Source organism: Methanoculleus frigidifontis, assembly GCF_030464345.1.
GTDB lineage: Archaea > Halobacteriota > Methanomicrobia > Methanomicrobiales > Methanoculleaceae > Methanoculleus_A > Methanoculleus_A frigidifontis.
In genome coordinates this window covers 99,627-124,443 of record NZ_VCYH01000006.1, presented here as the reverse complement: position 1 = coordinate 124,443, position 24,817 = coordinate 99,627, and the positions used below count along the sequence as shown (strand labels likewise).

The window sequence follows — 24,817 nt, the reverse complement described above, 5'->3', positions numbered from 1 at the left end:
ATTATCACTCCAAAAGGCCAAATACTTCTTCAATTCGTCCAAGTTCGAAACCGCTTGTAAACGACCCTGCCACATACCCCTTCGAGTTGGCAAGAAGGCCGGCACCGACAAGACCGCTCCCCATATTGACCGAGCCAAGGCCGATGGGAAGATCGGTCACCCGTTCGAGCGCCGCGATCTCCGCCTCACCGGTGCGGGGGTGGATCAGCACGCCGTTGTTCGTGGCAAACCCGGCCATGCCGACGGTCTTGATACCGCCGAGGGAGAGCCGGACAACCGGAACGCCGAGGACAGAACCGATCTCTTCGGCAACCTCCACTCCCATATCGGGGTGGACGGCAGCAAAGTAATCGTTCGCAAGGATGACGTTTCCGGCGGCGTTCATGGAACCCTCCAGGAGGTAGACCTCCCGGTATTCCCCGAGCGCCGCTCGCTCCTCATCAGAGGCGAGACCGCTCACCACCATGCCGTTGCTGTTGCCGGCAAGGAGCGAACCGATGATCTCACTCCCCTGAATGGATGTTGTGAGCAGGTCGACATCCAGTTCTTCCCGGAGCACGGAACGAAAGTCTTCCGGCGCCTGCGGATGCACGACCGCTATATCCTCAAATACGCGTGCATACACACCGATATTCGGATCACCGGCAAGATCTGTCGTACCGCTCATCTCATTCCTCAGCGAGTTCCGCCTGAACCTGGCCGTCTTCGAACTTCATCGCACGGATACGGATCTTCCGCGGGGGTTTCTGGCTGCCGTTCTTCCACACGAGCTCGTTGATGCTGCTGTCGAGCTTGACGTCCTCGCTCTTCATGTGCTGCACGAGGAACGCCCGGATGTCCTTGATAGCGGTGTTGCACCGCTTCCAGCGGGGGGCACGCTTTGCCTCACGCAGAGGGACGACGTAGATATGCTCTTTGAGTTTATCAGCCATGGCATTACACCTTCAGACTGCTGCGTCTCCAGTTGCGCCGGCGCGGGTGCGCAACGACGCTCCTGCTTGTTCGAATCATCACCCATGCAGGCACGCGGCGGTTCTGCTCGCATGCCTTTGCCAGCCGGATCTTCCGGCCTTTTGTTACTTTGCTCATAGTTCATCACGTCGTTTTCAGTTTTTCGGTGGTGCCGATCACCAGTGACTGCAGATGGCCGCCGGGAAAGAGCGCTCCCGGATCGCCACCGTACGCACCGATCGCAGCCCGGAGTTCATGCTCGTAGTCTCCGTTCTCGATCGTTCCCGTCTCCCCGTACTGCACCACCAGGAACCGTCCTGCCAGGCGCTCGATCTCAGGTTTCCCATACCCAAGCAGCGGTCGGACATACGAGCAGCGGAGTCGATCTTCAATCCGCTGCACCTCCGACCGGTTCAGCAGGGGAACCCGATCGTCCCTGCGGGTGCCGTCTCCCACAACGGGATACACATCGCAGAGGAGTTCGACGGCCGTCCGATGCACCATCGTGATGGCGTCGTTCGGGTACCCGCACCGGATCAGCAGGCCGGCGGCCTCGTCGAGGACGTCCCTGCAAAAGACCCGTTTTCTGAAGGGAAGATCCAGTGCGGCTGCAGCAGCCCGGACACCGGGGACCTCCCTGTCGGGGTCGAACACGAACGTGTTCAGTTCAACGTCATAGTCGCGTGCCAGCATGATCGCCGCAAGCGCGCTGTCTTTCCCTCCGGAGAAGAGCAGACCGGCTTTCATCACTTGCGTGTGATCTTGTAGTCTCTCTTCGAGGGGACAAGCTGGCGGAGCAGCTCTTTCAGCTGGTCGTCCGTGATCCGCTTCTGGATCCGGCCACTCTGTGCGAGCATGACAAGTTGCTGTTCAACTGCCTTTGCAAACTCAGGACGGGTCAATTTGATGGTGTTGAGCCGCTCCCTCGCTTCCGGCTCGAGGATCTCCATCAGCACCATATGAATCTGCGATTCCATCTGCTTCTGGCGCTCGAGCTCCTCGTCCATTGCCTGCTGATCCGCCGTCTGCCGCTGCAACTGCTCCATTCGCCGGCGACGAAGGTCAGCGAGTTCGTCGTCTCCCATCAGATCTTCCTCCGTTAGTATTTGGCAAGCCCGGGCGCGACCTCGAGGGCCTGTGCCTTCATGCCGTTTGCAACATTGTCCAGGAACGACCTTCCGGCCGCCGTGACAACGCGCCCGTCCTTTTTCTGCGCAACATACCCTGCGGCTTCGAGCTGCTGGAGAACCTTGCGCAGGATCGAGCCGCTGCCCCTCCTGAACTGGTAGGGGTTCGAGCCCCGGTCACGCTTTCCACCGTAAAAACTCCGCATCCTCTGGATGCCGACAGGGCCGTCGACGTAGACGCGCCGCAGGACCGAAGCGGCACGCACGTACCACCAGTCGGGGTCTTCGGGGGGCATTTCTCGGTGAACTCCCGTCTTGGCGAACGCCGCCCAGTCGGGGGGCTGAACCTGCGGGGTACTCTTCAGTTCTTCTGCAACCTGCCGAATGAACATATCAGCAGGGATATCATATACGGTTGTCATTGATAATCCTCACCATCGCTAACAGTCTTTACATATTCGTTCAGTGATGTTTTATATATTTCGAGAATCTCCCTGCTGGCGCCTGCCGGTCCGCTCCGCCAGCACCATCGTTCTGCCCCGTACATTGACAAGGTCGGCGCCTGCAGCGGTTGCAATCGCTTCCGGATCGATCTCCGTATTCCGGAGCCATTTGACCTTAATCACCTTGCGGTCTTTGACCTGGCGTTTAATCTCATCGATAATATCTTCCGTGCAGCCCCGTTTGCCGATCCAGATCGTGGGCTTCAGATGGTGGATCATCGCTTTATCCATGCTGTGACCTCACTGCCGGATATCGTGACCGGTGTCCGCAGACAAGGCAGGTAACGATCACGCATCCCCGGTGTATCCGCACTCGCATATTTGCTCCCGGAACAAGGTACGCATTGCAACGGCGGCAGAACCGCCTTTTGAAACGCCGGTCTATCCTGACCCGCTGGCGCATGGCGATCTTCCGCGCACGCTCCACACACCGTCTGCTCCATTCGGGGTTTTCCGGGTAGAAGAGAGCCGCCTGCCGAAAGAGCGCCTCGATGCGTTCTCGGGCAAGTCTCCGGTGGTTGGTCTTTCGCGCCTTTGCCGCCATTGCACTGCTCCCAAGTAACCTTGAGTCCCTAAAAGTTCGCAGGGAGAGGATATATAAGAATAGGGAGACCGGGGACAATCACCGGATCCGGACGCGCCGCCCGTCAACCAGCAATCGATCTTCACAGAAGAGCCTGACCGCCTCGGGAAGAGCCCGGTGCTCTTCGCCGAGGATACGCTCCGCAAGCGTATGTTCATCGTCGCCTTCGAGCACCGGCACGCACCGCTGCAGGACGATCGGCCCGGAATCCATCCCTTCGTCCACCAGGTGCACCGTGCATCCCGACACCTTGACGCCGTACTCCACCGCCTGGCGCTGCGCGTGCAGCCCCGAGAACGCGGGGAGCAGGGCAGGATGGATATTCATCATCCGCCCGGAGAAAGCATGGACGATCCCGGCGCCCAGGATCCGCATATACCCGGCAAGGACGAAGAGGTTGGCGCCGCTCTCCTGCATAGCGGCGAGAAGGGCATCCTCATACGCCTGCTTGCCGGCAAAACTCCGAAAGTCGACGACGGTAACGGGAATACCCGCTCGTTTCGCGCGCTCGATGGCATATGCGCCAGGGTTGTCGGTGATCAGTCCGACGCAGACGGCCGGGATATACCCCGACGCGATGCCGTCGATGACAGCCTGAAAGTTCGATCCCCGCCCCGAAGCAAGCACGGCAATCCGTTTCATAGAATGTCTTTGGTCTGGATGCATAGTAACACTACCTCCGGCAGATGCATCCCTCACCGGGGTTCGCCTTGAGCCGGCGGCGAGAGGATCACCTTCACCTTCGTGATCCGCCTCCCCCGCATCTGCATGACGACGAGCGTTATGGCCGTCTCCTCGAGTGTGACCACCTCTCCGCGCCGGGGGATATGGCCGAGCCGGTCGATCACAAGGCCGCCGACACTCTCGTAGGACTCGTTCTCAGGCAGGTCGATCTCGAGGTCCTCGTTCAGCCGGTCGACCCATGCACGCGCATCCACGACATAGACACCGTCCTCGATCTGCTGCACCTCGGGCTCTTCCTCGTCGAACTCGTCCATGATCTCGCCCACGAGTTCTTCGAGCATATCCTCGACCGTGACGATGCCGGCGAACGATCCATACTCATCGAGCACGACAGCCATGTGCATCTTCTTCACCTGCAGCTCCTTAAGGAGCTCGTCGATCTTCTTGCTCTCCGGTATGAAGTACGGCTCATACATAAGGTCTTTGATGGTTACGTTCGACCGCTGCCGGAAGACCGCGGCAAAGACATCTTTGACGTTCAGCAGCCCGACCACGTTGTCCATATGATCGTGGAACACGGGAATCCGGGAAAAGCCCGTTTCGTTGAAGATGTTGATTGCTCCCTCCAGCGTGCTCGTATCGTCGATCAGCACGACGTCGAACCGGGGCGTCATCACCTCACGGACGGTCGTGTCGCCGAAACGGAGCACCGAGTAGAGCATCTCGCGCTCTTCCTGCTCGATGGTTCCTTCCTCTTCCCCGACGTCGATCCACTCCTTGATCTCCGCCTCCGTAACGGCCGGCTCGGTCAGGCCCGGGCTGAAGGCGAACCGCTGCTTTGCCAGGTCGAACAACCAGAGCAGCGGATAGAGTACCTTTGAAAGACCCTGAATCGGCCGTGCGACCCGGAGCGCAAGGCTCTCGGTATTGCGGGCGGCATACATCTTCGGCCCAATCTCACCGAAGATCAGCATCAGGAGCACAACGACGCCGGTGGCGATACCGACACCGGCATCCCCGTAGAACTCGATGGCAATCGCGGTTGCAAGCGCCGCCGCAGCTACGTTGACGATATTGTTCCCGATGAGGATGGTGATCAGGATGTGATCGGGAGATTTCTTCAGGCTGTCAAGCGCGCCCGCCCCTTTCCGGCCCTGACCGACGAGTGCACGGACCTTTGCCCGCGTGATCGATATCAGTGCCACCTCGGAACTGGAGAAAAAACCGGACAGGAGCAGACAGACAATAAAGAGAATTATTTCTACGGTTAAAATATCTACGACTACCATTCATTCCACGCCGCATAACGGCCGCATCATAACGATATTCATGTGTGTCTGTAACGACAATAAAGTCGTGGTCAGAGATTATAAAACCAGCGCTTCAGGCCATTGAATCACGTAGAACAGCCTGCTCCCGCATCAGCAGAGTGATCTTCTCTTCGCTCGTCAGCTCGTGTTCAAAATGCAGATCCTGCAGTTCGAGCGTCAGATATCCATTGTATCCCCGGTCGGCCAGCTCCCGGAGGACGACCTGTGCATTCCCGTCGTTGCTGATCGGGTAATGAGGCTTGCCGTCCCTGGTGGCACTGACGTGGACGTTGACCAGCCGGTCGCCGCAGAGGTCGATGAACCGGATCGTCTCGTCGACCGAGACCATCAGAGCATGCCCCATATCCAGGGTAAAATACAGCCACGGTTCACGCTCCAGCACCTCAGCGGCACCTTCCGGCGTGTAGAGGAGTGCGTTCACTCTCGGTTCAAGGTTCTCTATCGCGACCTTCACGCGTTTGCCCTCGGTGGTTTCCCGGACTTTCCCGATGTAACCCTCAAACCGCTCATAATCGTACGCGCTCGGCACCCTCCGTGCGGTGCGCTTCCCCGGGTGGATCGTGATCACCCCGGCACCCACCCGCTCCGCAAGCTCGATCGCCTCGATGGTATAATCGACCGAGACCTCCGCAACGCGCGGGTTGATGGAGGTGGGATTCAGGTCGAGCGAAGGCGCGTGCAGGGTTATCGGCGAAAGGGCGGGGTGGCTCTCTATACAGGCGGCGAGATCGCCCTCCGGCCTGCCGCGGAGCCAGAAATGCGGGGTCTCGACCCAGAACTCAATGCCGTCGAGACCGGCCTCTTCTGCGTAATCGAAGATGTACTCGCAGGGATACTCGTGGAAGAGCATACTCGAAACGGCAAAACGACCCATAATACACCTTGATATAAATTATCACCCTAATAGATTGTGATGGACTGCTGCGGCAACATCGGCCGTCCTGATATGCACGGCACAGAGGTTCTGCGCGTATCGGAAGTCTCGGGGCTGATCTGCGACCTTCTGGACGATCCACGTCTCCGGCACCTGTGGGTGCGGGGAGAGGTGACCAACTATAAAAACCATGGTTCCGGTCACCGCTACTTCTCGCTCAGCGAACAGAACCGCTCCGGGAGCGCCGTCATCAACTGCATCATGTGGCGGACGAGTGCACGCGCTCTGACGTTCGAGCCCGAGAACGGCATGGACGTTCTGGTGACGGGATCGGTCGAGGTCTACGAGCCGCACGGAAAATATCAGCTGATCGTCCGGGAGATGCTGCCCGCCGGCAGGGGAGAGAAGCACCTCCTCGTCGAGGAGTGGAAGAAAGAGCTCGAGCGTGAAGGGCTCTTTTCACCGGAGCGGAAGAAACCCCTTCCCCGGTTCCCCTCACGGATAGGGGTGGTTACGTCGGCCACCGGCGCCGCACTGCAGGATATCGTCAACGTCGTGCAGCGCCGGTTCCCGGCCGAGATTGTCCTCTCACCGACGGCGGTGCAGGGCGAGACGGCGCACCGCGATATCGCAGATGCGCTCCGCCGGATAGACGGCCTTGCCGATGTGATCATCGTCGGGCGCGGGGGAGGGAGCTTTGAGGACCTCTTCCCCTTCAACCATCCGGAGGTCGTCCGCGCCGTGGCGGCGTGCAGGACACCGGTGATCAGCGCGGTCGGCCACGAGGTGGACGTCGCACTCTGCGACTTCGCCGCGGATCTCCGGGCACCCACGCCGTCCGCCGCGGCGGAGTCGGCAGTCCCGGACAAAAAGGACCTTCTCGCGGATCTCGGCACGATAACCGAACGGATTCAGGTGCATCTGATCCGGCACCTGGCCGACGGGCGGCGGGAGGTCGAAGATCTCCGGTGCCGCATGCACCCGGACAGGCTCAGCCGCCGGATCAACGAACGCATGCAGCGGCTTGCCGAGCAGGAGGAGCAGCTCCGGCGGGCACTCTCCGTGCGGCTGCAGCGCGACAGGCTGCAACTTGCGGAACTCCGCGCCCGGATCGAGAGCAGGAGCCATATGACCATCCTGGACCAGGGCTACTGCATCGCTGCGAAAGACTATCGGATTGTCCGTTCCATCCAGGAGATCGCGCCCGGCGACCGGCTGATGCTGCGGATGAAGGGCGGACGGAGCAGAATCGTTGTGGAGCGTGTGGACTATGATGCATAAGTACGAAGAGATGCTCGAGGAGCTGCGGGAGATTGTACGGAAGATCGAAAACGGGGAGACGAGCCTTGATGAGAGCATTGCCCTCTACGAGCGCGGCGCACTGCTGGTCAAGCAGTGCGAGGATCTTCTCACCACCGCAGAGCTGAAACTCACCGAGCTCGGGCGGGACTAATACCCGGATGCGCACCTGCACACCGCCACTCAGCCTGCCGAAACGCAGGCATCCGTCGGCCGGTACAGCCCGCGCGGCACACTGACGGCAAAACGGGCCCCCTCCCCGGGCACGCCCTCCTCTCGGATCGCAAGACCGGTGATCGAGAGGATCTCGCGGACAAGAAAGAGCCCGAGACCTGTCTGCTTCCCGAATCCCCGCTGAAATATTCGTTTTTTATCACAGTCCTGAATGCCGACGCCGTCGTCCTCATAGATGAGAGATAAGTCTCCACGCGACTCCGTGCAGGTGAACCGGACCTTCGTGACCGTCTCACCGTGCCGCAGCGTGTTGTCCAGCAGATTGGCAAAGGCCTTCTCAACCATCGGATCGGCATAGATCTCGACCGCCGGAATATCAAGATCGACGGCGATCTCTCCGAGGGTATGCGAGGCCAGCGCTTTCCGGACGACCCGGCGCACATCCTGCCACTGCGGCTCACAGACACCGACGCTCTGGTATTCCCGGGTGAAGGCGATGTATCGCCGGATCCCCCAGGCGGCCTCCTTCGCCCGCAGGACGTACTCCTGCAGGGCGGGATCGGCCGTCTGCCCCTCCGCGATCTCAAGATATCCCAGCAGGACATTGAGGCGGTTGACGATGTCGTGCCGGGTCACGTCGGCGAGGAGGCTGAGTTTCCGGTTTGTCAGCCCGAGCGCCTCCTCCGCGCGCTTTCGGCCGGTAATATCCCTGCCGACCGACTGATACTCGGCCACCTCGCCGCGGTCGTTGAAGATTGCGCGGTCAGTCCACTGCTGCCAGCGGATCTCACCGTCCCCCATGAAAACCCGGTGCTCCACCATCGATGCCGGCTGCTCGGGGGTGAGCGAGGCGAGGTTCTGCCGGACGAGCGAACGATCTTCGGGGGGGATCGAGGGGAGCAGCCGCCCGGACAGAACGTCGTCGCTGGTCGCCCCGAGGTACCTGCAGTAGATATCGTTGACGAAGGTGATGGTGCCGCCGGGGAGCCACCGGAAGATGAACTCCGTCTGATCCTGAACGATTGCCCGGAACTTCTCTTCACGCTCCAGGATCTCCGCCTCTCGCTGCTTTTGCAGGGAGATGTCATGGAAGACCCAGAGGAATCCCGAAAAACGGTTATGATCGTCGCGGATGGCCGAGACGGAGATCACGACCGGCACCGGTGCCTGACCGGCCGGCTGGACCTGCGTCTCCCAGGCCGGAAGATCCTCCCCTCCGGCAAGGCGGTCGAGCCGGGCACGCAGCAGCCCGGGATCTTCCCCGGATAGAAACTGCACCAGCGGCATTGCTGCCAGAGAATCGGCAGCGGCACCGAAGAGCGTGGATGCCCTCCGGTTCGCTTCACGGATGATATGCGTGCGATCCGTTACGATGAGAACTACGGGAGCTGATGCAAAGAGCGTACGATACCGGCCGGGATCCTCTCCGGCAGGCGCACCCGCCGCCGCCGGCCTGCCGGACTGCTCTCCCGCAGCACCGATGCATGCCAGCACCGTTTCGAGGGCGCTTGCAAGGTCTTTCGCCGTAGCAGCAGGGATCTCCCCGCCCCTCCGATCACCGCATGCATGCTCCTCGAGCACCTGCAGTCGTCGCCGCACATCTTCTATCTCGCGCTCCAGGGGTCTCATCCCGCATCCTCATCCCGGCGACCATACAGCACGGGCATCTCTATATCCGCGCGCCGGTGCCGGAGCACCGGCCCGAAACGGCGATATGACGGAGGGAGATACGTCCGCACCAATAAATCTATCTATGGGATCCACCGGCGGGTGAGGAGTCCACTTCAGGAGGGAGAGGGCGCCGCGTCAGGAATCTCGACCGTCAGCTCCACCACCATCTCATCACCATGCCGGAGCCGATCGATGAGCGGGCGCGGGATGGTTCTGGCGACGTAATCCGAATAAATACCGACAGTTCGCCCGCAGACAAAACCGCTCCTTCTCCAGACGAGATCGGTCGGGTGATCGAGCGAAAAGCGGGAGCTTCCGCGTGACCGGATCTCGATCGATTCCCCGGCGACACGCAGCCGGGTTGTGAGATTCGCCCTGTCGTCGGCAAGGACGCGTTTGAATGTATCATCGAGGTCGGCGGCCCCCTTATCGGCGCATACGCCGATGATGCAGTCTCCGGAGAGCGTCAGTTCACAGTCGCGGGTCACTTCAAAGGTCGTTTTATGCAGACCCTGCACCAGCGGGTGTCCTCGACACCGCAGAACGTCTCTGGCCTTCATGATTTATATGGAGAGGGTGTCCATTGCTAATGAATGATCGAGATCTATTGCCCGGCCTGTGCTGAAGAGTGCGAACACCGGGTCTTGAAGGAGTCAGGGGATCTTCTGGTCGAATGCACGGAGTGCGGACATATCCACCACGTACCAAAGCCCCCCGCCATACAGATCCTCACCATCAGGACGATTGTAAGCAGGGAGAAAGAATCCGAGGTCTGCACGGTGGAGATGACGAGCGACGATCCCTGCGCGGTCGGCGATCTCGTCGTTGCCGAATGCGGGGACGAAGCCTTCGGCGTTGAGGTAACCGGCATCGAGAGCGGGGATAGACGGGTCACGCGCGCATTCGCGTCGGAGGTGACGACGCTCTGGACGCGTGCGATCGAGACGGTGGTCATCAAAGCCTCGATTCACCGCGGACGGACAACCCGGCCGATCTACCAGGCTGTCGACGGAGAGCAGGAGTACGTCGTGGGGGACGTCTACACACTGGGAGGCATCAGGCTCCGCGTCTCCCATATAAAACGCCGTGACGGCCCGGTCATGCGAAAGGAAGGGTGGAAGACGACCGCACGAAGGATCAAAAGGCTCTACGGATATCAGGTGTAGCCCGCGAGAGCGGCCATGTACACCGGGACGTATCACCCCTCCGTATATTTTCTGATTGAGGTCTCCAGGTCCTCACGATGGACGAGCCCTTCCATCCGCTCTTTGACCTCTCCGTCGACGAGAACAAGCGTGGTCGGCGTCACCCGCAGACCGAACTCTTTGATATACTGCGGCTCTTTGACGGCGTTGACCTCGTCGATATCGATACCCAGATCCTTTTTGACCTCCTGCAGGATCGGCTCCTGTTCTCCGCAGGCCATGCAACCGTCCTGGTAGAAGCTGAGTACTTTCAGTGCCATAAAAAGGAGAAGAGAGGGATGATTATAAAAAGTATCCGGTGCAGGGCGGAGGCCTTCAGGCGACGCCCTGAAGCGTGAGGTCCGCGCCTGCGTAGTGGTACCGGATGACGAGGCCTTCCGCCGTCTTCTCGACGACCTCTCCGATTCTGAGAGCGACCGATGGTGTGGAGTTTTCACCGAGCGGGATCTCCGGGGTCGTCGTCAGGCCGACCGTAAACTTATCGCCGACGGTTGCATTGGAGAACTCAATTCCAAGTGCCGCCGCGTTCTCGGCGCTTATGTTCATGGTCAGGTCGTTCTGCCCGTAATCAAACCGGACGCTCCTGGACTCGCCTGCATGCATGCCGACGAGTGCGGCAGAGATCGCATTCGTTTCAAACCCGAGAAGCCCGAAACCGTCGAATCCGGATCCCTGTGGATAGTATATCGGAACCGGTGCGATGTTCTCCCCGGAGACCGCCATACCAACCGGGATCTCGAGGCGGGATGTCAGGACGACGAGGTGGTTGTTCTGCTGCTCGTCCTGCACCAGCTGCTGGTCGGTCGTCAGCACCGGCATTCCCGCTTCGTCGCGGATGGTATAGCCGATCACCGCAAGATCGCCGGTCTGCGCAGTGCGGGGGGCAGTGAAGAGTGGCATTAAATAGGTGAACACCATTGCCACCGCGAACATAACGGCAACAACGATAAAGAGCAGTTTATTCCAGTTTTTTGTGCCGCTCTCGGAGCCGTTCTTCTGTGACTTTTTCATTATGAGTATAATCGTCCTATGGCAAAATAAAATAGTATCGTTCTCAAAGCCAATGCTAGAAAACTTAATATAGTAATACCACTACCTTAAAGTGAGGGCTTGCAAAAAGCTCGCCTCAGACAGTCAGGCACGAAAAAGGCGTGGTATCTATGGCAGGAGCAGAAAGGCAGCCATACCGTTCCGTATGGCAGGATTTTGACGACCTCATGGCAGAGATGGAGAGCAGGTTCCAGTCGATGCTCACCGGTATCGGCACCCGTGGCGAGGAGGTTCGCGGCCGGATGATGCCGGCGATTCGCAGTGACTTCCGGGTCGACGTCCGTGACCATGAAGACGAGGCCATCGTCGCTGCGGATCTCCCGGGCGTGCAGAAGGAGCATGTCGCCGTGCGCCTGCTCGACCCGCACCACCTGGAGATTTCAAGCATGCGCACCGGTGAGACTGAAGAGCGGGCAGAGGACTACTTTATGCGGGAGCGGACGTACGGCTCCATGAGCAGGGTGGTCACGCTGCCCGTCGAGGTCACCGAAGAAGGCTCGAATGCAAGCTTTAAGAACGGAGTCCTGGAGGTCCGGCTGAAGAAGGCTCCGACCGAGGTCGGAACCACGATTCCGATAGAGTAAGCACTCGCAGTGGCGGGCGGGGCATCTCACCACCGTGACGGTGGAGCCGCCCTGCAGGCACCCCTGCAAGGAGAGGAGAAACGGCCTCTCTCCTCAAGCCCGGGGTGCCGGGAGTTTGAATGACCTGAAGCCTCGCCATACACCATAGCATGGCCTCTGCCGCCGTCATACCCAGCACCCCGTCTCCCGATTCTCCAGACAAAAATAGCACTCTCGTACGCGGGGGCAGATACGTCTCCAGAGCCGCCTCCACTCCCCGTGACCGTGGGAGCAGTCGCATGGGGGAGAAAGGGCCGCTCGGAGAAAGAGCGGCGGGCACCAACGGCGCTGCGGAGCGTTGCCGCCGGAAACGTATTTGCATCGTATTTAACCGCTGTTGACCGATTAATTCATGTTCCGGCAGTCTAACATATTCATAATGGACAAGAAAAAGGTCAAGGACTACATGACCTACGACGTGGTCACCGTCGATCAGCACGGCACGGTGAGAGACGTCATTGAAGCAATCAAAAAAACCCACCACGACGGGTTTCCGGTCATCGGAAGCAACGAAGTAGTCGGATATATCTCCGCCCGGGACCTTCTTTTTGCCCACCCGTCCACGCCCGTCGAGCAGGTGATGAGCCGCCACCTCATCGTCGCCGATCCGGATATGAGCATAAACGATGCAGCCCGGGTCATTTTTCGGTCGGGCATCCAGAAACTCCCCGTCGTCAACGAGGAGAACAAACTCATCGGCATCATATCGAACGCGGATGTCATCCGGTCACAGATAGAGCATGTCTCCCCTGAAAAAGTCTTCAAATTCATCGAGACGCTCAAGAAACTCTACGGGATGGAACCGGCGCTGAAACGCGGCCAGGTTCAGATCAACGCCCTGCTCCCCACGCAGTCGAAGATATACGAAGACGAGCTCGAAGGGCGCATGTACGAGATCAAAAAGGGTCTTGCCGAGCCCTTGATCGTCGTGCGGCGACCCGGCCGGCTGATCCTGGTCGATGGCCATCACCGGGCGATTGCCGCAAAGAGACTCGGGATCAAGAACCTCGACGCCTATATCATCGAGATCGAGGACGACATCGAGCTCGGCATGGAGCGGACGGCACGGACGCTGAACCTCAAGACCCTCGACGACATCAAGGTGCTCGACTACGCCCGCCATCCTCTCGTCGCACTCACGCACCGCCTGGTGCGGCACGGTTAGGACCCTTCGGTCCGGGTATCGTATTTGTCGTTCAGCACGTGCTCTTTTACCACGGTCCCCTCCGGGATCGTGACCTCCGGCCAGATCCGCGTCCCAGAATGGACGATCACCCCATCCTTCAGCACGACCTTCGGCCCGATGACGGTATCGTTCTCGATGTTGCAGCCGTCACCGATGAACGTCTCGTTGTCGATGATGCTCCCGCTGACAGTGGAGTCGCGGCCGAGCACGACCCGGTTGTAGATCGAAGAGGAGAAGATCTTCGCATTGCTCTTGATGATGCAGCCGTCACCGATGCTGGTGTAGGGGCCGATGATGACGTTCTCCTCGATGATCGTCCCGGCACCGATTGCCACCGGACCGATGACCCGCGAGTTCGTGGAGAGCGAGACCGAACCGCCCATCTGCACCGGTCCGGCGATCCGGGCGCCCCTGACGACCAGATCGCCGCTGATATTGGTGAACGCGATGTCCTGGAGTTTCCACCGCTCCGCCTGCCGCAGCGATCGGGGGTTGCCGACGTCGGACCAGTTGCCGCGCGCGAGCCAGGCCTTGAGGGCATACCCCTTCTCCATCAGGGCGGGGAAGAGGTGCCGGGCGAAGTCGTACTTCTCGCCGACGGGGATGAAGTCGAGGATCTCCGGGTTGCAGACGTACATCCCGGTGCTGGCGAGGTTTGAGAAGATCTCACCGGGGCCGGGTTTTTCCTTGAACCGTTTTATGGTGTAGTCCGCATCGATCTCGGCAATCCCGTACTCGGTGGGGTCGTCGATGCTGATCAGCCCGATGGTCGCAATCGCGTCGTTATTCAGGTGTTCGCGGTAAAACTCGAGGAGATTGAGATCGACGACGTGGTCGCCGCCGACGACGAGGAACGGCTGTCCGTCCAGATACTCCTCGGCATTTTTGACGCTGCCGGCGGTCCCGAGCTTCGTCCGTTCGGGCACGTAGGTGATGCTCGCGCCGAAGAGCGACCCGTCTCCGAGCGATTCCTCAATCTCAGTGCTCATATACCCGAGGGTGATGATCACGTCGTTGAACCCGAGGTTCGCGAGATGAGAGATGAGGTGCTGGAGCGAAGGCTGATTGACGATGGGAACACAGGGCTTCGGACGGCCGAAGGTGAGGGGGCGCAGGCGCGTCCCTTCGCCTCCGCACATGATGCATACCTTCATGCCACTTCATTATCCGCATTCCGATTTATAGTTGATTCCGTCGCACCAGGACAGGTAGCTAGACATACCCGGGCGATCTACCCTTCTTCCGTATGGCTCAGTTCGAATGCACACGCTGCGGGAAGTGCTGCATGAACGCCGGGGAGTTCATCGCCATTGAAAGCCGCCTCTCGGGACGGAATTTTGCCTGCATCACAAAGATCACCGGAGAGCGGTTCGTCGCCCGGATCGAAGAGGAACACCTCGGGCTCTTCAACGATCCCGGATATGCACCCCGGTCGGCACGCCGGTGTCCGTTTCTCCGCCAAAATCCCGGCACGGACGAGTACATCTGCACTATCCACGCCTCCCGCCCGCCCGTCTGCAGGGTTTTTGTCTGCTGCAGCATGCGCATCTATGCTCCCGACGGCTCTCCCGTCGGGACGGTCAAGGGGCGACGGAGCCTCGTCACCGACGATGAAGCGCTTCGGACGTGCTGGGACGAGGCGGTCAAGCCCCTCACTACGGATGACGATGTTGCCTGGCAGGCGATGGTGCAGACAGCCCTCGCAGAACACGGATACCGGGTGGAGCGGTATGAATAAACGCCCTGCAGCCATTCTCCCCGTGACCGGCGGCCGGGTTGCGTGCCCGTCAGGACAGACCGTTTCCATCGAGAAGTGCAGATTCTGCGTTCACTCGACACACTTTCAGGTGGCGGGAAAAGAGGTGCCGTCACCGGCACGTGCCTACTGCACGATGCAGCGCAAAGCTGAAGAGGTCGATCTTACCCTGGTCGAAGCGGTCGTCTGCGACGATGCCTCCGGCGAGGGGTACCGGAGCATCATGAACATCATCAGTTAAAAAGAGCCGGGAGCCGGCTATTTCCTCCAGAACTCCCACGGGTGTTTGGTCTGGAAGGGTACTCCCCGCACCTCGTTGCTCCAGTCGGTCTCGATGGTATGGTGAACCAGCCGCACCTCTTTCCGGAGCTCGGCGAGGACCTGCTTGACCTCTGCCATATCCTTTCGGAGCGTATTCAGCTCCTCAAAGGAACGCTGCTGCTTCGTCGTGACGGTTCCACCCTGCTCGAAGTGTGCGAATCCCGCTTCAATCAGTTCCAGGATTGCTTCGTTCCGATCGAGCAGGCGTTCTTTCGCAAACTGATCGATCTGCTCCATCAGGTCGGGATCCAGTGCAAACGAGCATCTCATTACCATGCATCATTCCTCGCGAGTCATCGCATCGTCACCTGACCGGTCGTCAGGATCGCCGAAGAAAGATACGATGACGTCCATATTAACATGCTGCTCGAAATGCCGGGCGAGATCGTCGTACGGAGCGTCGACACCGACACCCCGCGCATCAGACACCGCACCGGTGATCGGATCGAAGGGTTCTCCCCGCCGCTCGTGCAGATAGCCGAGGAGCGCATTCACTGCCGGGACATTCTGGAAGAGCCCGTGCATATAGGTGCCGAAGATGAGGCCGTCGGGGCTCACCGCACCGTCGCCTGCAAACGCTTCGTCCGCGGATCGGCGCCGGGTCTCCCCCATATGGATCTCATAGCCCTGCACGACGCCCATCCGGGAGAGGATAGGGCCGCAGGGAGATGCCTGCCGCCGGACCTGCACCGTCGTCTTACGGTAGTCGGTAAACCCGGTGACGACATCCAGAAAGCCCAGCCCCTCGTAGACCCCGGCGGTGCCGGACTCGATACCGGCATCCTGAATGTGAGTGCCCAGCATCTGGTACCCACCGCAGATGCCGATGATGGGGACGCCCGCCTCCCGTGCCCGGGCGAGCTCCGGAGTCGCGCCGTTCGCTTTCAGGAGCGCCAGGTCTTCGACGGTGTTCTTCGTTCCCGGCAGGATGATGCAGTCGTACCCGGCGAGCGGCGCTCCGGGAGCCACGTACTCGACCGAGGCATGCTGCTCGAGGAGCTCGAAGTCGGTGAAGTTCGCTATCCGCGGCAGCCTGATGACGGCGATCCTGACAGAGCGATCGGTCTTTCGGCGTTTGTCGGCGATCGAGAGCGAGTCTTCGCTCGGGAGGTGCAGATCGGCGTACGGCACAACGCCCAGCACCGGGACGCCGCAGAGGTTTTCGAGCAGGGTGACGCCCGTCGCAAAGAGCGTTGGATCGCCCCGGAACTTGTTGACGATGACGCCGGCGACGAGCGGCCGGATATCCTCCGGGAGGAGTGCCAGCGTCCCGTAGACCTGTGCGAAGACCCCGCCGCGCTCGATGTCGGCGACGAGGACGATCGGCAGCTGCAGCCTGCGGGCAAGCCGGATGTTGGCAATGTCGCGGTCGTAGAGATTTACCTCTGCAGCCCCTCCGGCACCCTCGACGACCACGTGGCCGTAACGGGTCTGCAGGGAGTCGAACGCCTCCACCGCCCGCTCGAGCAGCAGGTCGGTCTCGGCATAGTAATCCCGGATCTGCACATCTTTGTACGGCCTGCCGAGCAGGACGATCTGCGAGACCTGGTCGCCTTTGGGTTTGAGGAGGATCGGGTTCATCTCGGCCACCGGCTCGAGGCCCGCCGCAGATGCCTGCATCGCCTGGGCGATGCCGATCTCGCTTCCGTCACCCGTCACAAATGAGTTCAGGCTCATATTCTGCGACTTGAAGGGCGCCACGGAGATGCCGCGGTTCCTGAGAGCACGGCAGAGTGCCGCAACGGTGATACTCTTGCCGACATGCGATGCGGTTCCGAGCACGATCAGAGACATTGCACCTGTAGCTTCGCACGACGCTTTATTAAGAGCAGCGTTCTTCTATCCCACATGAAACTCTCGGGAGCAGCACTGCATCTCCTCAAAAGCCGATACCTCCTCCCCGGCGAGACCCCCGCGGATCTCTTCCGGCGGGTCGCCGGTGCCGTCGGCGATGCAGAGGCACAGGAGTACTTCTCGCTCATGAGCCGCCGTCTCTTCCTCCCGAACTCCCCAACACTGATGAACGCCGGAACGCCGCTCGGGCAACTCTCCGCATGCTTCGTGCTCCCGGTCGAAGACACGCTCCAGGAGATCTTCGCCACTCTCGGCCACATGGCATTGATCCACAAATCGGGAGGGGGGACCGGGTTTTCGTTCAGCCGTCTCCGGCCGGCGGGCGACGCCGTCAACGGGACGAGCGGGGTTGCAAGCGGCCCGATATCGTTCATGCACGTCTTTAACACCGCAACCGAGGCGGTGAAGCAGGGTGGGCGGCGACGGGGGGCGAATATGGGGGTGCTGGCAAGTTCGCACCCCGACATCGAACGTTTCGTGAACAGCAAACGCGACGGGTCGCTCCAAAACTTCAACATCTCGGTGGGCCTCGACGCCCGGTTCTTCCGCTGCCGGGAGACCGGCCAGAGCTACGACCTCGTCAACCCCAGGGACGGGAGCGTCTGGAAGAGTATCGCACCGGCCGACCTCTGGCGGGCGGTGGCGGCGGCGGCGTGGGCGACGGGGGATCCCGGGATGCTCTTCCTCGATGCGATCAACCGGACGAACACGACGCCGGGTCTGGGAAGGATCGAGGCCACGAACCCCTGCGGCGAGCAGCCCCTCTACCCCTACGAGAGCTGCAATCTGGGGAGCATCAACCTCGCCCGCTGCATCAGGAAGACCGATCTCGATGAAGAACTGCTTCGCACGGTCACGCGCAAGGCCGTGGCGTTCCTTGATGCGGTCATCGACATCAACCGGTTTCCCCTGCCCGAGATCCGGGAGGCGACGCTGGCCACCCGGAAGATCGGCCTCGGGGTGATGGGATTTTCCGAGGCACTTATCCGGCTCGGCATCCCCTACGCATCGGGCGAGGCGGTCGCTGTCGCCGAAGCGGTGATGGCATTCATCAACGAAGAGGCACGGGCGACGTCGCACGAACTCGGAGAGCGGAAGGGATCGTTCCCGGCGATCGACCACAGCGTCTTTGCTGAAGAGATGCGGAATGCAACGGTCACCACCATCGCCCCCACCGGTTCGCTCCATATCATCGCCGATACCACCAGCGGGATAGAACCCGTCTTCTCGCTTGCACACACGCGGCAGATCGGTGAGGAAAAGGTTGATATTGTCAGCCCCCTGATCAGGGAGTACCTGCCGGCCCGGATCGGAGGCATGGACATCATGACGCAGATCCGAAAGACCGGCAGCATCCAGGATCTCCCGCTGGACGAGGATCAGAGAGAGCTGTTCCGAACTGCGATGGAGATCGCCCCGGAACACCACGTTCGCATCCAGGCAGCCTTCCAGAAGCATGTCGACAACGCCGTCTCAAAGACGGTGAATATGCCGGGGCCCTCAACGCCGGACGATGTCATGCAGGTCTTTGACCTGGCACACAGCCTCGGATGCAAGGGGATCACCATCTACCGCTACAACAGCCGCCCGGATCAAGTCCTCGCACAGGGATGTCCCGTGTGCGCAATCGACACCTGAACATGCCAAGAAATATATAACGAGAGCTGAAAGGTACATTGTAATGAATGGTGGGATATGTCCGAAATGCGGACTGCCAAGAGAACTGTGTATTTGTGAAGAAGTTGCAAAAGAGCAGCAGAGAATCACTGTGAAAATAAACAGGCGCCGGTATGGAAAAGAGGTAACTGTCATCGAGGGCCTCGATCCCTACGACATCGACCTGGAAGAACTCACAAAATACCTGAAAGGAAAACTCGCCTGCGGCGGCACCGTCAAGAACAGCTCCATCGAGCTGCAGGGCAATCACCGGGAGCGGGTCAAGGACTTGCTGACCCAGAAGGGGTACAGTCTGGATAATATCAGTTGAATCCCACGACCAGCCTCTTTCCCGGGGCTGCGTTCTCATTCTTTTTGCCAGATGTACATATGCCAAGAGTCCTGTATCGCCCGCCGATGCCGTCCCGGACTAGAATACACAGTCCCTCTACTCTTTTTCCGAACAGACCCCAGAAGTCCGGCTCCGTATTGGCCGGGTGTGCACCCCGGGTGTGACGTCCGGCATATCTGCGCCGCACCATGACCGGATACGGGCGACCGTGAAAAAGAGCACGGCCAAAACCCGGGACAGAGATGCCCCGGGAAGGCCCGGATTATATCAGGAACCGGAACGCAATCCAGGCGACGAGCACCATCAGGGCGGAGTACTTCAGCCCCGCAACCATCCGCCCCTCGCCCATGACTCCCGCGGCAAGGCCGGAGAAGAAACCCTGGATCAGGGCGGCGTGCGCAAAGAGCCGGTTGTAGAGGAAGAGGTCGACGCCGCCCATAAAATTGCCGGCAGCCGCCGCTCCCGATGCACTGACCGCAGAGCCTGCTTCCGCCATGGTGGCGAGGAACGTACTCGAGAGGACGGCGATGACGAAGAGGAAGACGACGAACGACATCAGGATGATGACCATGTAGATCAGCATGCTGCTCTGCCGTTCGGATTTGAGATTATAGAACTCGTACGCGTCGTTTGCCGCAGCCCGCAGCACCTCGGAGACATCACCGCCGGCTGCGCTGGCGTGGGCGATCAGGTCGACGCTCCGTGCCGCAAGCGGCGTGTGCACCAGCTCGCCGAACCGCCGTATGGCATCCACGAACGGTACGCTCCATGACATCTCCTTGTCGAGCTTGCGGATATAGGGCGTGAGAGCACCATACTCCCCCTCCGATACGATGCGGATGGCATGCGGCAGCGTCATGCCCGAGTCGTTCATCCCGGCAACATCACGGAAGAAGTTCGGGAGCGACTCCTCGACACTGCTGACGCGTCGCGACTCCTTGAGATCGAGCAGCGCAAGCGGAACGATGGCGATGAGCAGTGCAAAGACGGCGACGTCATCGATCATCGTCGTCGAGAAGAGCACCGAGAAGCCGTAGGACGCAATCATGCTAATGAACCCGCCGAGGAGCACCAGAAGGGCAATCGGCACGGAGATGAAGAGGACATTCACCGGGTTTTCGACGAGGTACTTCACCGGATCTTTCACAAACCGGCCGAAACCGACACGATATTTCCGCTGGTACTCGATCTTATCGAAGATATTCTGCTGATGGCGTTCGATCGTATCGAGCTCGGGAGCAGGGAGATCGTCGCTCCGGGTCTGCCCGCGGTTCAGGAAGTTATCCATGACATCTTTGAACCTCATATCACACCTCCGGGGTCATCGAGCTGATCAGAATGACGAACATCAGGCTCCCGAACGGGATGATCATGTAGATGATCACGTACAGGAAGAACGGGTCGCTGTCCCCCGAGAGGATCGTCATGATCGACTGCAGGATGATCAGAAACAGCATGCCGGCGACCATGGCCGTGACATACGACTCGGCGATCAGCCCGAGCGTCTCCAGGAACGCCTTCTGCTGCTGGTTATTCTCGAGCGAGTACTGGCGGGCCTTCGTGCGGAAGTACTCGGTGAGATTGCTCCCACTGGAGATGGCCGCCACCGCCCCCTGCAGAAACTCCTTCATCCGGTCGCTCGGCGTCACCATGGAGACCGAACGGAGAGCGTCGAGGAGATCTTTGCCGAAAAAATCGATCTCACGTGCGATGTAGCGCGCCTCCACGGCACTCTCCCCGTAGATCCTGCTCTCCCCGAGGAGGCGGAAGACCTCGTCGGGCGTGATGCCCGCCGTCGACATCGCCGTGACGTAGTTGATCGCATAGGGCAGCGTGGCGTCGATGTTCCGCCGCCGTTCGCCCGCAGCGATCCCGGGATAGATCAGGAAGACCAGGTAGGTTACCCCGCCGAATACCGCGAGTGAGAAGGCGGTGATGATGAGCGTACCGAGTATGAGACGGTAGTCGGAGAGCACGTAGAGAAACTCCGGCACCGCACCCCGGTAGGTGATCATCTCCGGGATCCTGAAGAGGAACGTGAAAAGGCCGATCAGCACGGCCGCAATCAGGCCGACCGCGATCGAGGAGATATACGCGGTAGCCATGTAGGCCTCAAACGGCGTACGCATGCGGGCGCTCATCAGGTCGTTGCGCAACTTGAGGTAGTCCCCCCGCTTGTCCTTCATCTGCGTGCCGACGAGATTGAAGCAGAACCGCTCAAAGGTGTTCATGCCCCGCCCCCTTCGCCGTAGAGATCCGTTCGCACACGCTGGATGATCGCTTCCGGATCACGGAAATACGAGATCAGGATCTTCGAGACGTCCGTATAGTGCCGGATCTTCTGAAGCCGCATCCACTCAAGCACTTCCTGCCTTCGTTTCAGCTCCTCCCGCATTCTCTCTTCGCCCCAGCCGCGATCCTCCATAATCTGCTCGAGGATGTAGGACTTGCCGGAGTAGCGGATCTCATCGGTGGACGGGTGCCACCGGAAGACCTCGTTGGTGATCAGTTCGTTCGTCCTCGGGTCGATGTCCAGCACTTCGATGAGCTGTTTGTTCCGGCGGATCCGCTGGCCGCCGACCCGCCCCTGCACCTGGATGGAGATCAGGTTCAGAGCAGAGAGCATGTTCCGCGGTACGCTTATCGGAGGATTTTCAAGACGGTGAACGGCACTCGCCACCGAGTCTGCGTGCATCGTCGCATAGGTGACGTGACCGGTGCTCATCGCCTGGAAAAGCGTCAGCGCCTCCTTGCCGCGCACCTCACCGACCAGAATATACTCGGGGCGCTGCCGGAGCGCGGCACGGAGCAGTTCGTACATGTCGATCTCTCCCCGCCCATCGCTCGCGAAGGAGTCGCGGGTGATGCTTGGGATCCAGTTCGGGTGTGGAAGTTTCAGCTCGCGGGTATCCTCGAGCGTGACAATCTTCGCCATCGGCGGGATAAAGAGCGATATCGCGTTGAGCGTCGTGGTCTTCCCCGATGCGGTTCCACCGGCAAAGATGCATGATTTGCCGCTCTCGACCGCGAGCCAGAGGAACGCGATCCCGAGCGGAGAGAAGGTATGCCACTCGATAAGGTCGGTCGGCGTGATCGGCTCTTCCCGGAACTTCCGGATGGTGAAGGTCGAACCGTGAGCGGTGACCTCCGACCCGAGCGTCATCTGGATACGCGAACCGTCACCCATAGTGGCATCGAGCATCGGCTCTGCAATGGAGATATATTTTCCCGCACGCTGTGCGAGCTTCGTAACGAATGAATCGAGTGAGGCCGAACTCCGGTACGACAGGCTGGTCTTCATCGACTCATAGGTCGTGTGGTAGACGAAGATCGTACTGTTCACGCCGTCGCACGAGATATCCTCGATGTATTTGTCGTGCATGATCGCATCGATGAGTCCGTCGCCGAGGAATTCCCTCTCGACATTGTAGAGGATCTTTTCCCGCTCCGCAGGCGAAAGCTTGATCCCGTAATCGCCGATGATGCTGTCTGATGCATCCCGGAGGGCTTTTCGGGCGGTCTTCCGGGTCATATCCCGGGCGGAGATGTCCAGCGTCTCAAAGAGACGCTCTTTGATCTCGCCCAGAAGTTCCATCTCAGCGGGATTGAGCACCGGTTCGATGACCGTGTAGGTGTACTCGTGGGATGCGCTGTCGTAGATCACCCGGATATACGCATAGGGTTCATTCACGGCGTAGGCCTCAATCTCCTCAACGCCGACCGGCGGCCTGAAGGAGAGATCGACGAGCGGCCCGTGCACCGCCGGATCGTACTCCTCCACGATCTGCCGGATCTTCGGCAGGCGCACCTTGCGGAGTCTACCGAACCGTGACTGCTCCGTATCGTCAGGAACTGCGACAGCCCCCTCTGCCGCTTCACTGATCGCCGTTGCAGAGAACGTCCGGGAAAATATGTCGTCAAACTCGGACGCAACCCGGGCATCTTCAGCGAACTCAAAGTGGTGAATGTTTCTGCTGATCTGCAGCTCGTCGATATCGAACGTCGCGCTCTTCGGGAGGATCAGGTCGGCGAGGTGACCGAGTTCATCGACCGAGATCACCCCGGCCTCTTCGTCGTCCACGTTCTCGGGAGCAGGAGACGAACGTTTGATGTTCCTTGCCCGGTTCAGAATACCGTCGCCCGCCCCGGTGCCGGGATCGCCCTTCATCTCAGGATCGGCCTTTGGCTCCGGAGCTTCAGACGGAACAGCCGGTTCATCGAAATCCCCGGCGGACTGGGAAAGAACGGAATCAACGATCGACCGAAAGCTCCTCTTCCGGGCAAACGGCGGAGACGGCGGCCGGACACCGGCCGGAGAAGCGGCCTCTTGCGGGCTCTTCGATCTCCCCTCGTCTCCTCTCTCCGGGGGAGGAGGCGTGACCTGCTCTGGAGGGTCCGCCCTGTCCGGAACTTCTGCGGCACCGGCATTGCCCTCTCCGGGAGAAGTACCTGCACCAGAGAAGGCACGGGCGGAACCAACGATAGATCGAAAACTTCTCTTTTCGGCGGATGAGGGAGCGGCGTCTCCGGAGACCTCCGGGACGGCGCCCCGGCAATCCTCCTCGCCGCGTGTCTCCGGCGAAGACGGCGGAATACGCCCTACAGACCGTCTCCTGCCGCTCGCCTCCTCACCGTCGGCGTCACCGTTCGCCGGACTCGCATCTGCAACGGGATCGCCCTGCAGCCCGGCAGCAGATTTGGCAAGAACAGAATCAACGATGGATCGAAAATTCGCCCTCTCCATGGCCGGGGGAGGGGAGGGCTTTTTACCGGTGGAATCCTTATCGACCGGCGGAGCCTCTCCCTCTTCACTCCCGGATTCTTTGGCGGAAAGGTCGCTCTCCTCGCCTTTCACGGCATTCTGTGCGAGAACACTCCTGACCGCCGCTATTAATTCGTCTTCTGCGTCATCACTTGCTCTCATATAATGTGCCCCCGATATCGACAATCGATTCGTGCTTCGCGTCCGAGAAATCCACCACAAAACGGCTGAAATCGCCGGATTTTCCGGATATAACACAGATATATCGCCCGTTCAACAGTTTGAAACAGGCACGCCCGCTGGACGTCGTTACGTCCGTGGCGAGTACGAGTTTTCCCTTTCTGATTGAGACGTGAACCCCTGCTACAGGGTTCTGGCGATCGACCACGGTCAGGCAGAGCACCCCTATTCGCTGCTTGGTACCGGTAGCAATCGTGGGTATGTCCGCCAGGCCCCCCTGTTTTATATGGCTGCGGTCATACACCCGACACCGGGAAACCAGTGCGTCGATTATGAGTGGAGCTGCTTTGTAGAGCCGGAACTCCTCCGACCCTTCAAGCTGGTAGATCGCCTTGTCCCCGAAGAGGGATCCTTTCGCATCAACAAAGAGAGCCCCCTCAGGTTCGCCGCCCACTATGGCCAGCATAAACGTCGTGTCGCCTCTCTCCGATATGCCGAAACCGCCGAAGTTCTGCCCGGCAGAATAGTGCAGCAGCTCGTCAAGGGTGAAATTCCCAAGATACGTCGATTGCCGGATAATTTCATCTATAAGACCATGTATATCCATCGAAACCGTCAAATGTATGTGTACACACCGCTCCCACCTGAGAGCAGCAGCCACATTACCAAATCAAT

General features: G+C 60.0%; 31 protein-coding genes. 9 read left to right on the top strand and 22 right to left on the bottom strand.

The annotated features are described in order from the left end of the window. Positions 1–4: 4 nt before the first annotated feature. The 11 genes from FGU65_RS10325 to FGU65_RS10275 form a co-directional block, all read right to left on the bottom strand. Entirely contained in the window at positions 5–667 is a 663-nt protein-coding gene (locus FGU65_RS10325; RefSeq protein WP_301664382.1) for a translation initiation factor IF-6, read from the bottom strand. A gap of 1 nt (position 668) precedes the next feature. Next, a complete protein-coding gene (locus FGU65_RS10320; RefSeq protein ID WP_301664381.1) occupies positions 669–932 on the bottom strand; it encodes a 50S ribosomal protein L31e in 264 nt (87 codons plus the stop codon). 4 nt (positions 933–936) lie between these two features. Further along, complete coding sequence (locus FGU65_RS10315; protein WP_301664380.1) at positions 937–1,089, bottom strand: 50S ribosomal protein L39e; 153 nt, start codon at positions 1,087–1,089, stop codon at positions 937–939. 6 nt (positions 1,090–1,095) lie between these two features. Continuing rightward, positions 1,096–1,698 (bottom strand): DUF7411 family protein, encoded by a 603-nt coding sequence (locus tag FGU65_RS10310; protein ID WP_301664379.1) that lies wholly within the window; start codon positions 1,696–1,698, stop codon positions 1,096–1,098. Beyond that, positions 1,698–2,036, bottom strand: a complete 339-nt coding sequence (locus FGU65_RS10305; RefSeq protein ID WP_301664378.1) for a DNA-binding protein — start codon at positions 2,034–2,036, stop codon at positions 1,698–1,700. Before FGU65_RS10305 ends, FGU65_RS10310 begins: the two co-directional genes overlap by 1 nt. A 14-nt stretch (positions 2,037–2,050) precedes the next feature. Then, positions 2,051–2,500, bottom strand: coding sequence for a 30S ribosomal protein S19e (locus tag FGU65_RS10300; protein ID WP_301664377.1), 450 nt, complete (start codon positions 2,498–2,500; stop codon positions 2,051–2,053). Between the two features lie 51 nt (positions 2,501–2,551). Further along, positions 2,552–2,812, bottom strand: a complete 261-nt coding sequence (locus tag FGU65_RS10295) for a YhbY family RNA-binding protein (protein WP_301664376.1) — start codon at positions 2,810–2,812, stop codon at positions 2,552–2,554. Beyond that, a complete protein-coding gene (locus FGU65_RS10290; protein ID WP_301664375.1) occupies positions 2,805–3,125 on the bottom strand; it encodes a ribonuclease P protein component 4 in 321 nt (106 codons plus the stop codon). The genes FGU65_RS10295 and FGU65_RS10290 overlap by 8 nt, the downstream gene beginning before the upstream one ends. A 78-nt stretch (positions 3,126–3,203) precedes the next feature. Beyond that, positions 3,204–3,806: a phosphoribosylglycinamide formyltransferase gene (purN, locus tag FGU65_RS10285; protein ID WP_301664374.1), complete on the bottom strand. Its 603-nt coding sequence runs from the start codon at positions 3,804–3,806 to the stop codon at positions 3,204–3,206. Between the two features lie 53 nt (positions 3,807–3,859). Continuing rightward, positions 3,860–5,137: a hemolysin family protein gene (locus FGU65_RS10280; RefSeq protein ID WP_301664373.1), complete on the bottom strand. Its 1,278-nt coding sequence runs from the start codon at positions 5,135–5,137 to the stop codon at positions 3,860–3,862. Positions 5,138–5,231: 94 nt separating this feature from the next. Continuing rightward, positions 5,232–6,029, bottom strand: a complete 798-nt coding sequence (locus tag FGU65_RS10275; RefSeq protein ID WP_301664372.1) for a sugar phosphate isomerase/epimerase family protein — start codon at positions 6,027–6,029, stop codon at positions 5,232–5,234. A 63-nt stretch (positions 6,030–6,092) separates the two neighbouring features. Between FGU65_RS10275 and xseA the strand changes: the two genes are divergently transcribed. Next, positions 6,093–7,334, top strand: coding sequence for an exodeoxyribonuclease VII large subunit (xseA, locus tag FGU65_RS10270; protein WP_301664371.1), 1,242 nt, complete (start codon positions 6,093–6,095; stop codon positions 7,332–7,334). After that, the gene (xseB, locus tag FGU65_RS10265; protein ID WP_301664370.1) at positions 7,324–7,506 is read left to right on the top strand and encodes an exodeoxyribonuclease VII small subunit; all 183 of its coding nucleotides are present in this window, start codon (positions 7,324–7,326) and stop codon (positions 7,504–7,506) included. The genes xseA and xseB overlap by 11 nt, the downstream gene beginning before the upstream one ends. Before the next feature lie 29 nt (positions 7,507–7,535). Here xseB and FGU65_RS10260 read toward each other — a convergent pair whose 3' ends face one another. Beyond that, complete coding sequence (locus FGU65_RS10260; RefSeq protein ID WP_301664368.1) at positions 7,536–9,155, bottom strand: PAS domain-containing sensor histidine kinase; 1,620 nt, start codon at positions 9,153–9,155, stop codon at positions 7,536–7,538. A 155-nt stretch (positions 9,156–9,310) separates the two neighbouring features. Continuing rightward, positions 9,311–9,757 carry a DUF371 domain-containing protein gene (locus FGU65_RS10255; protein ID WP_301664367.1) on the bottom strand — a complete coding sequence of 149 codons (447 nt, stop codon included), beginning with the start codon at positions 9,755–9,757 and terminating at the stop codon, positions 9,311–9,313. Between the two features lie 33 nt (positions 9,758–9,790). On the opposite strand from FGU65_RS10255, the gene FGU65_RS10250 reads away from it, so the two are divergent. Continuing rightward, entirely contained in the window at positions 9,791–10,363 is a 573-nt protein-coding gene (locus tag FGU65_RS10250) for an HVO_0476 family zinc finger protein (RefSeq protein WP_301664366.1), read from the top strand. A 32-nt stretch (positions 10,364–10,395) separates the two neighbouring features. On the opposite strand, the gene FGU65_RS10245 is transcribed toward FGU65_RS10250, so the two are convergent. Further along, positions 10,396–10,662: a thioredoxin family protein gene (locus tag FGU65_RS10245; RefSeq protein WP_301664365.1), complete on the bottom strand. Its 267-nt coding sequence runs from the start codon at positions 10,660–10,662 to the stop codon at positions 10,396–10,398. Positions 10,663–10,717: 55 nt separating this feature from the next. After that, a complete protein-coding gene (locus FGU65_RS10240) occupies positions 10,718–11,413 on the bottom strand; it encodes a hypothetical protein (protein ID WP_301664364.1) in 696 nt (231 codons plus the stop codon). Between the two features lie 149 nt (positions 11,414–11,562). Between FGU65_RS10240 and FGU65_RS10235 the strand changes: the two genes are divergently transcribed. Further along, positions 11,563–12,036: an Hsp20/alpha crystallin family protein gene (locus FGU65_RS10235; protein ID WP_301664363.1), complete on the top strand. Its 474-nt coding sequence runs from the start codon at positions 11,563–11,565 to the stop codon at positions 12,034–12,036. A gap of 418 nt (positions 12,037–12,454) precedes the next feature. Continuing rightward, a complete protein-coding gene (locus tag FGU65_RS10230; protein WP_301664362.1) occupies positions 12,455–13,240 on the top strand; it encodes a CBS domain-containing ParB/RepB/Spo0J family partition protein in 786 nt (261 codons plus the stop codon). On the opposite strand, the gene FGU65_RS10225 is transcribed toward FGU65_RS10230, so the two are convergent. Continuing rightward, entirely contained in the window at positions 13,237–14,415 is a 1,179-nt protein-coding gene (locus tag FGU65_RS10225; RefSeq protein ID WP_301664361.1) for a nucleotidyltransferase family protein, read from the bottom strand. The two genes, FGU65_RS10230 and FGU65_RS10225, sit on opposite strands and share 4 nt — an antisense overlap. A 92-nt stretch (positions 14,416–14,507) precedes the next feature. On the opposite strand from FGU65_RS10225, the gene FGU65_RS10220 reads away from it, so the two are divergent. Continuing rightward, the gene (locus FGU65_RS10220; RefSeq protein WP_301664360.1) at positions 14,508–14,999 is read left to right on the top strand and encodes a YkgJ family cysteine cluster protein; all 492 of its coding nucleotides are present in this window, start codon (positions 14,508–14,510) and stop codon (positions 14,997–14,999) included. Continuing rightward, a complete protein-coding gene (locus FGU65_RS10215; protein ID WP_301664359.1) occupies positions 14,992–15,258 on the top strand; it encodes a hypothetical protein in 267 nt (88 codons plus the stop codon). Before FGU65_RS10220 ends, FGU65_RS10215 begins: the two co-directional genes overlap by 8 nt. Before the next feature lie 17 nt (positions 15,259–15,275). On the opposite strand, the gene FGU65_RS10210 is transcribed toward FGU65_RS10215, so the two are convergent. Both FGU65_RS10210 and FGU65_RS10205 read right to left on the bottom strand, forming a co-directional pair. Continuing rightward, the gene (locus FGU65_RS10210; protein WP_301664358.1) at positions 15,276–15,614 is read right to left on the bottom strand and encodes a type II secretion system protein E; all 339 of its coding nucleotides are present in this window, start codon (positions 15,612–15,614) and stop codon (positions 15,276–15,278) included. 3 nt (positions 15,615–15,617) lie between these two features. Continuing rightward, positions 15,618–17,132 (bottom strand): cobyric acid synthase, encoded by a 1,515-nt coding sequence (locus FGU65_RS10205; RefSeq protein WP_301664357.1) that lies wholly within the window; start codon positions 17,130–17,132, stop codon positions 15,618–15,620. Positions 17,133–17,186: 54 nt separating this feature from the next. Here FGU65_RS10205 and FGU65_RS10200 point away from each other — a divergent pair, with 54 nt between their 5' ends. Next, the gene (locus tag FGU65_RS10200) at positions 17,187–18,830 is read left to right on the top strand and encodes an adenosylcobalamin-dependent ribonucleoside-diphosphate reductase (RefSeq protein ID WP_301664356.1); all 1,644 of its coding nucleotides are present in this window, start codon (positions 17,187–17,189) and stop codon (positions 18,828–18,830) included. A gap of 43 nt (positions 18,831–18,873) precedes the next feature. Further along, complete coding sequence (yciH, locus tag FGU65_RS10195; RefSeq protein WP_301664355.1) at positions 18,874–19,179, top strand: stress response translation initiation inhibitor YciH; 306 nt, start codon at positions 18,874–18,876, stop codon at positions 19,177–19,179. Between the two features lie 283 nt (positions 19,180–19,462). Here the strand turns inward: yciH and FGU65_RS10190 are convergent, their stop codons facing one another. From FGU65_RS10190 to FGU65_RS10175, 4 genes are read right to left on the bottom strand one after another with little or no spacing between them, the layout of a single operon-like run. Beyond that, positions 19,463–20,506 carry a type II secretion system F family protein gene (locus FGU65_RS10190; RefSeq protein ID WP_301664354.1) on the bottom strand — a complete coding sequence of 348 codons (1,044 nt, stop codon included), beginning with the start codon at positions 20,504–20,506 and terminating at the stop codon, positions 19,463–19,465. A gap of 1 nt (position 20,507) precedes the next feature. Further along, positions 20,508–21,431 (bottom strand): type II secretion system F family protein, encoded by a 924-nt coding sequence (locus FGU65_RS10185; RefSeq protein WP_301664353.1) that lies wholly within the window; start codon positions 21,429–21,431, stop codon positions 20,508–20,510. Continuing rightward, positions 21,428–24,124 carry an ATPase, T2SS/T4P/T4SS family gene (locus FGU65_RS10180; protein ID WP_301664352.1) on the bottom strand — a complete coding sequence of 899 codons (2,697 nt, stop codon included), beginning with the start codon at positions 24,122–24,124 and terminating at the stop codon, positions 21,428–21,430. The genes FGU65_RS10185 and FGU65_RS10180 overlap by 4 nt, the downstream gene beginning before the upstream one ends. Then, entirely contained in the window at positions 24,111–24,803 is a 693-nt protein-coding gene (locus FGU65_RS10175; RefSeq protein ID WP_301664351.1) for a hypothetical protein, read from the bottom strand. The genes FGU65_RS10180 and FGU65_RS10175 overlap by 14 nt, the downstream gene beginning before the upstream one ends. Positions 24,804–24,817 lie beyond the last annotated feature (14 nt).

What these genes read in the sequence shown, in the direction of transcription:
- FGU65_RS10325 (WP_301664382.1), bottom strand. Translation starts at nt 667, where the DNA reads ATGAGCGGTACGACAGATCTTGCCGGTGATCCGAATATCGGTGTGTAT.
- FGU65_RS10320 (WP_301664381.1), bottom strand. Translation starts at nt 932, where the DNA reads ATGGCTGATAAACTCAAAGAGCATATCTACGTCGTCCCTCTGCGTGAG.
- FGU65_RS10315 (WP_301664380.1), bottom strand. Translation starts at nt 1,089, where the DNA reads ATGAGCAAAGTAACAAAAGGCCGGAAGATCCGGCTGGCAAAGGCATGC.
- FGU65_RS10310 (WP_301664379.1), bottom strand. Translation starts at nt 1,698, where the DNA reads ATGAAAGCCGGTCTGCTCTTCTCCGGAGGGAAAGACAGCGCGCTTGCG.
- FGU65_RS10305 (WP_301664378.1), bottom strand. Translation starts at nt 2,036, where the DNA reads ATGGGAGACGACGAACTCGCTGACCTTCGTCGCCGGCGAATGGAGCAG.
- FGU65_RS10300 (WP_301664377.1), bottom strand. Translation starts at nt 2,500, where the DNA reads ATGACAACCGTATATGATATCCCTGCTGATATGTTCATTCGGCAGGTT.
- FGU65_RS10295 (WP_301664376.1), bottom strand. Translation starts at nt 2,812, where the DNA reads ATGGATAAAGCGATGATCCACCATCTGAAGCCCACGATCTGGATCGGC.
- FGU65_RS10290 (WP_301664375.1), bottom strand. Translation starts at nt 3,125, where the DNA reads ATGGCGGCAAAGGCGCGAAAGACCAACCACCGGAGACTTGCCCGAGAA.
- purN (WP_301664374.1), bottom strand. Translation starts at nt 3,806, where the DNA reads ATGAAACGGATTGCCGTGCTTGCTTCGGGGCGGGGATCGAACTTTCAG.
- FGU65_RS10280 (WP_301664373.1), bottom strand. Translation starts at nt 5,137, where the DNA reads ATGGTAGTCGTAGATATTTTAACCGTAGAAATAATTCTCTTTATTGTC.
- FGU65_RS10275 (WP_301664372.1), bottom strand. Translation starts at nt 6,029, where the DNA reads ATGCTCTTCCACGAGTATCCCTGCGAGTACATCTTCGATTACGCAGAA.
- xseA (WP_301664371.1), top strand. Translation starts at nt 6,093, where the DNA reads ATGGACTGCTGCGGCAACATCGGCCGTCCTGATATGCACGGCACAGAG.
- xseB (WP_301664370.1), top strand. Translation starts at nt 7,324, where the DNA reads ATGATGCATAAGTACGAAGAGATGCTCGAGGAGCTGCGGGAGATTGTA.
- FGU65_RS10260 (WP_301664368.1), bottom strand. Translation starts at nt 9,155, where the DNA reads ATGAGACCCCTGGAGCGCGAGATAGAAGATGTGCGGCGACGACTGCAG.
- FGU65_RS10255 (WP_301664367.1), bottom strand. Translation starts at nt 9,757, where the DNA reads ATGAAGGCCAGAGACGTTCTGCGGTGTCGAGGACACCCGCTGGTGCAG.
- FGU65_RS10250 (WP_301664366.1), top strand. Translation starts at nt 9,791, where the DNA reads ATGATCGAGATCTATTGCCCGGCCTGTGCTGAAGAGTGCGAACACCGG.
- FGU65_RS10245 (WP_301664365.1), bottom strand. Translation starts at nt 10,662, where the DNA reads ATGGCACTGAAAGTACTCAGCTTCTACCAGGACGGTTGCATGGCCTGC.
- FGU65_RS10240 (WP_301664364.1), bottom strand. Translation starts at nt 11,413, where the DNA reads ATGAAAAAGTCACAGAAGAACGGCTCCGAGAGCGGCACAAAAAACTGG.
- FGU65_RS10235 (WP_301664363.1), top strand. Translation starts at nt 11,563, where the DNA reads ATGGCAGGAGCAGAAAGGCAGCCATACCGTTCCGTATGGCAGGATTTT.
- FGU65_RS10230 (WP_301664362.1), top strand. Translation starts at nt 12,455, where the DNA reads ATGGACAAGAAAAAGGTCAAGGACTACATGACCTACGACGTGGTCACC.
- FGU65_RS10225 (WP_301664361.1), bottom strand. Translation starts at nt 14,415, where the DNA reads ATGAAGGTATGCATCATGTGCGGAGGCGAAGGGACGCGCCTGCGCCCC.
- FGU65_RS10220 (WP_301664360.1), top strand. Translation starts at nt 14,508, where the DNA reads ATGGCTCAGTTCGAATGCACACGCTGCGGGAAGTGCTGCATGAACGCC.
- FGU65_RS10215 (WP_301664359.1), top strand. Translation starts at nt 14,992, where the DNA reads ATGAATAAACGCCCTGCAGCCATTCTCCCCGTGACCGGCGGCCGGGTT.
- FGU65_RS10210 (WP_301664358.1), bottom strand. Translation starts at nt 15,614, where the DNA reads ATGGTAATGAGATGCTCGTTTGCACTGGATCCCGACCTGATGGAGCAG.
- FGU65_RS10205 (WP_301664357.1), bottom strand. Translation starts at nt 17,132, where the DNA reads ATGTCTCTGATCGTGCTCGGAACCGCATCGCATGTCGGCAAGAGTATC.
- FGU65_RS10200 (WP_301664356.1), top strand. Translation starts at nt 17,187, where the DNA reads ATGAAACTCTCGGGAGCAGCACTGCATCTCCTCAAAAGCCGATACCTC.
- yciH (WP_301664355.1), top strand. Translation starts at nt 18,874, where the DNA reads ATGAATGGTGGGATATGTCCGAAATGCGGACTGCCAAGAGAACTGTGT.
- FGU65_RS10190 (WP_301664354.1), bottom strand. Translation starts at nt 20,506, where the DNA reads ATGAGGTTCAAAGATGTCATGGATAACTTCCTGAACCGCGGGCAGACC.
- FGU65_RS10185 (WP_301664353.1), bottom strand. Translation starts at nt 21,431, where the DNA reads ATGAACACCTTTGAGCGGTTCTGCTTCAATCTCGTCGGCACGCAGATG.
- FGU65_RS10180 (WP_301664352.1), bottom strand. Translation starts at nt 24,124, where the DNA reads ATGAGAGCAAGTGATGACGCAGAAGACGAATTAATAGCGGCGGTCAGG.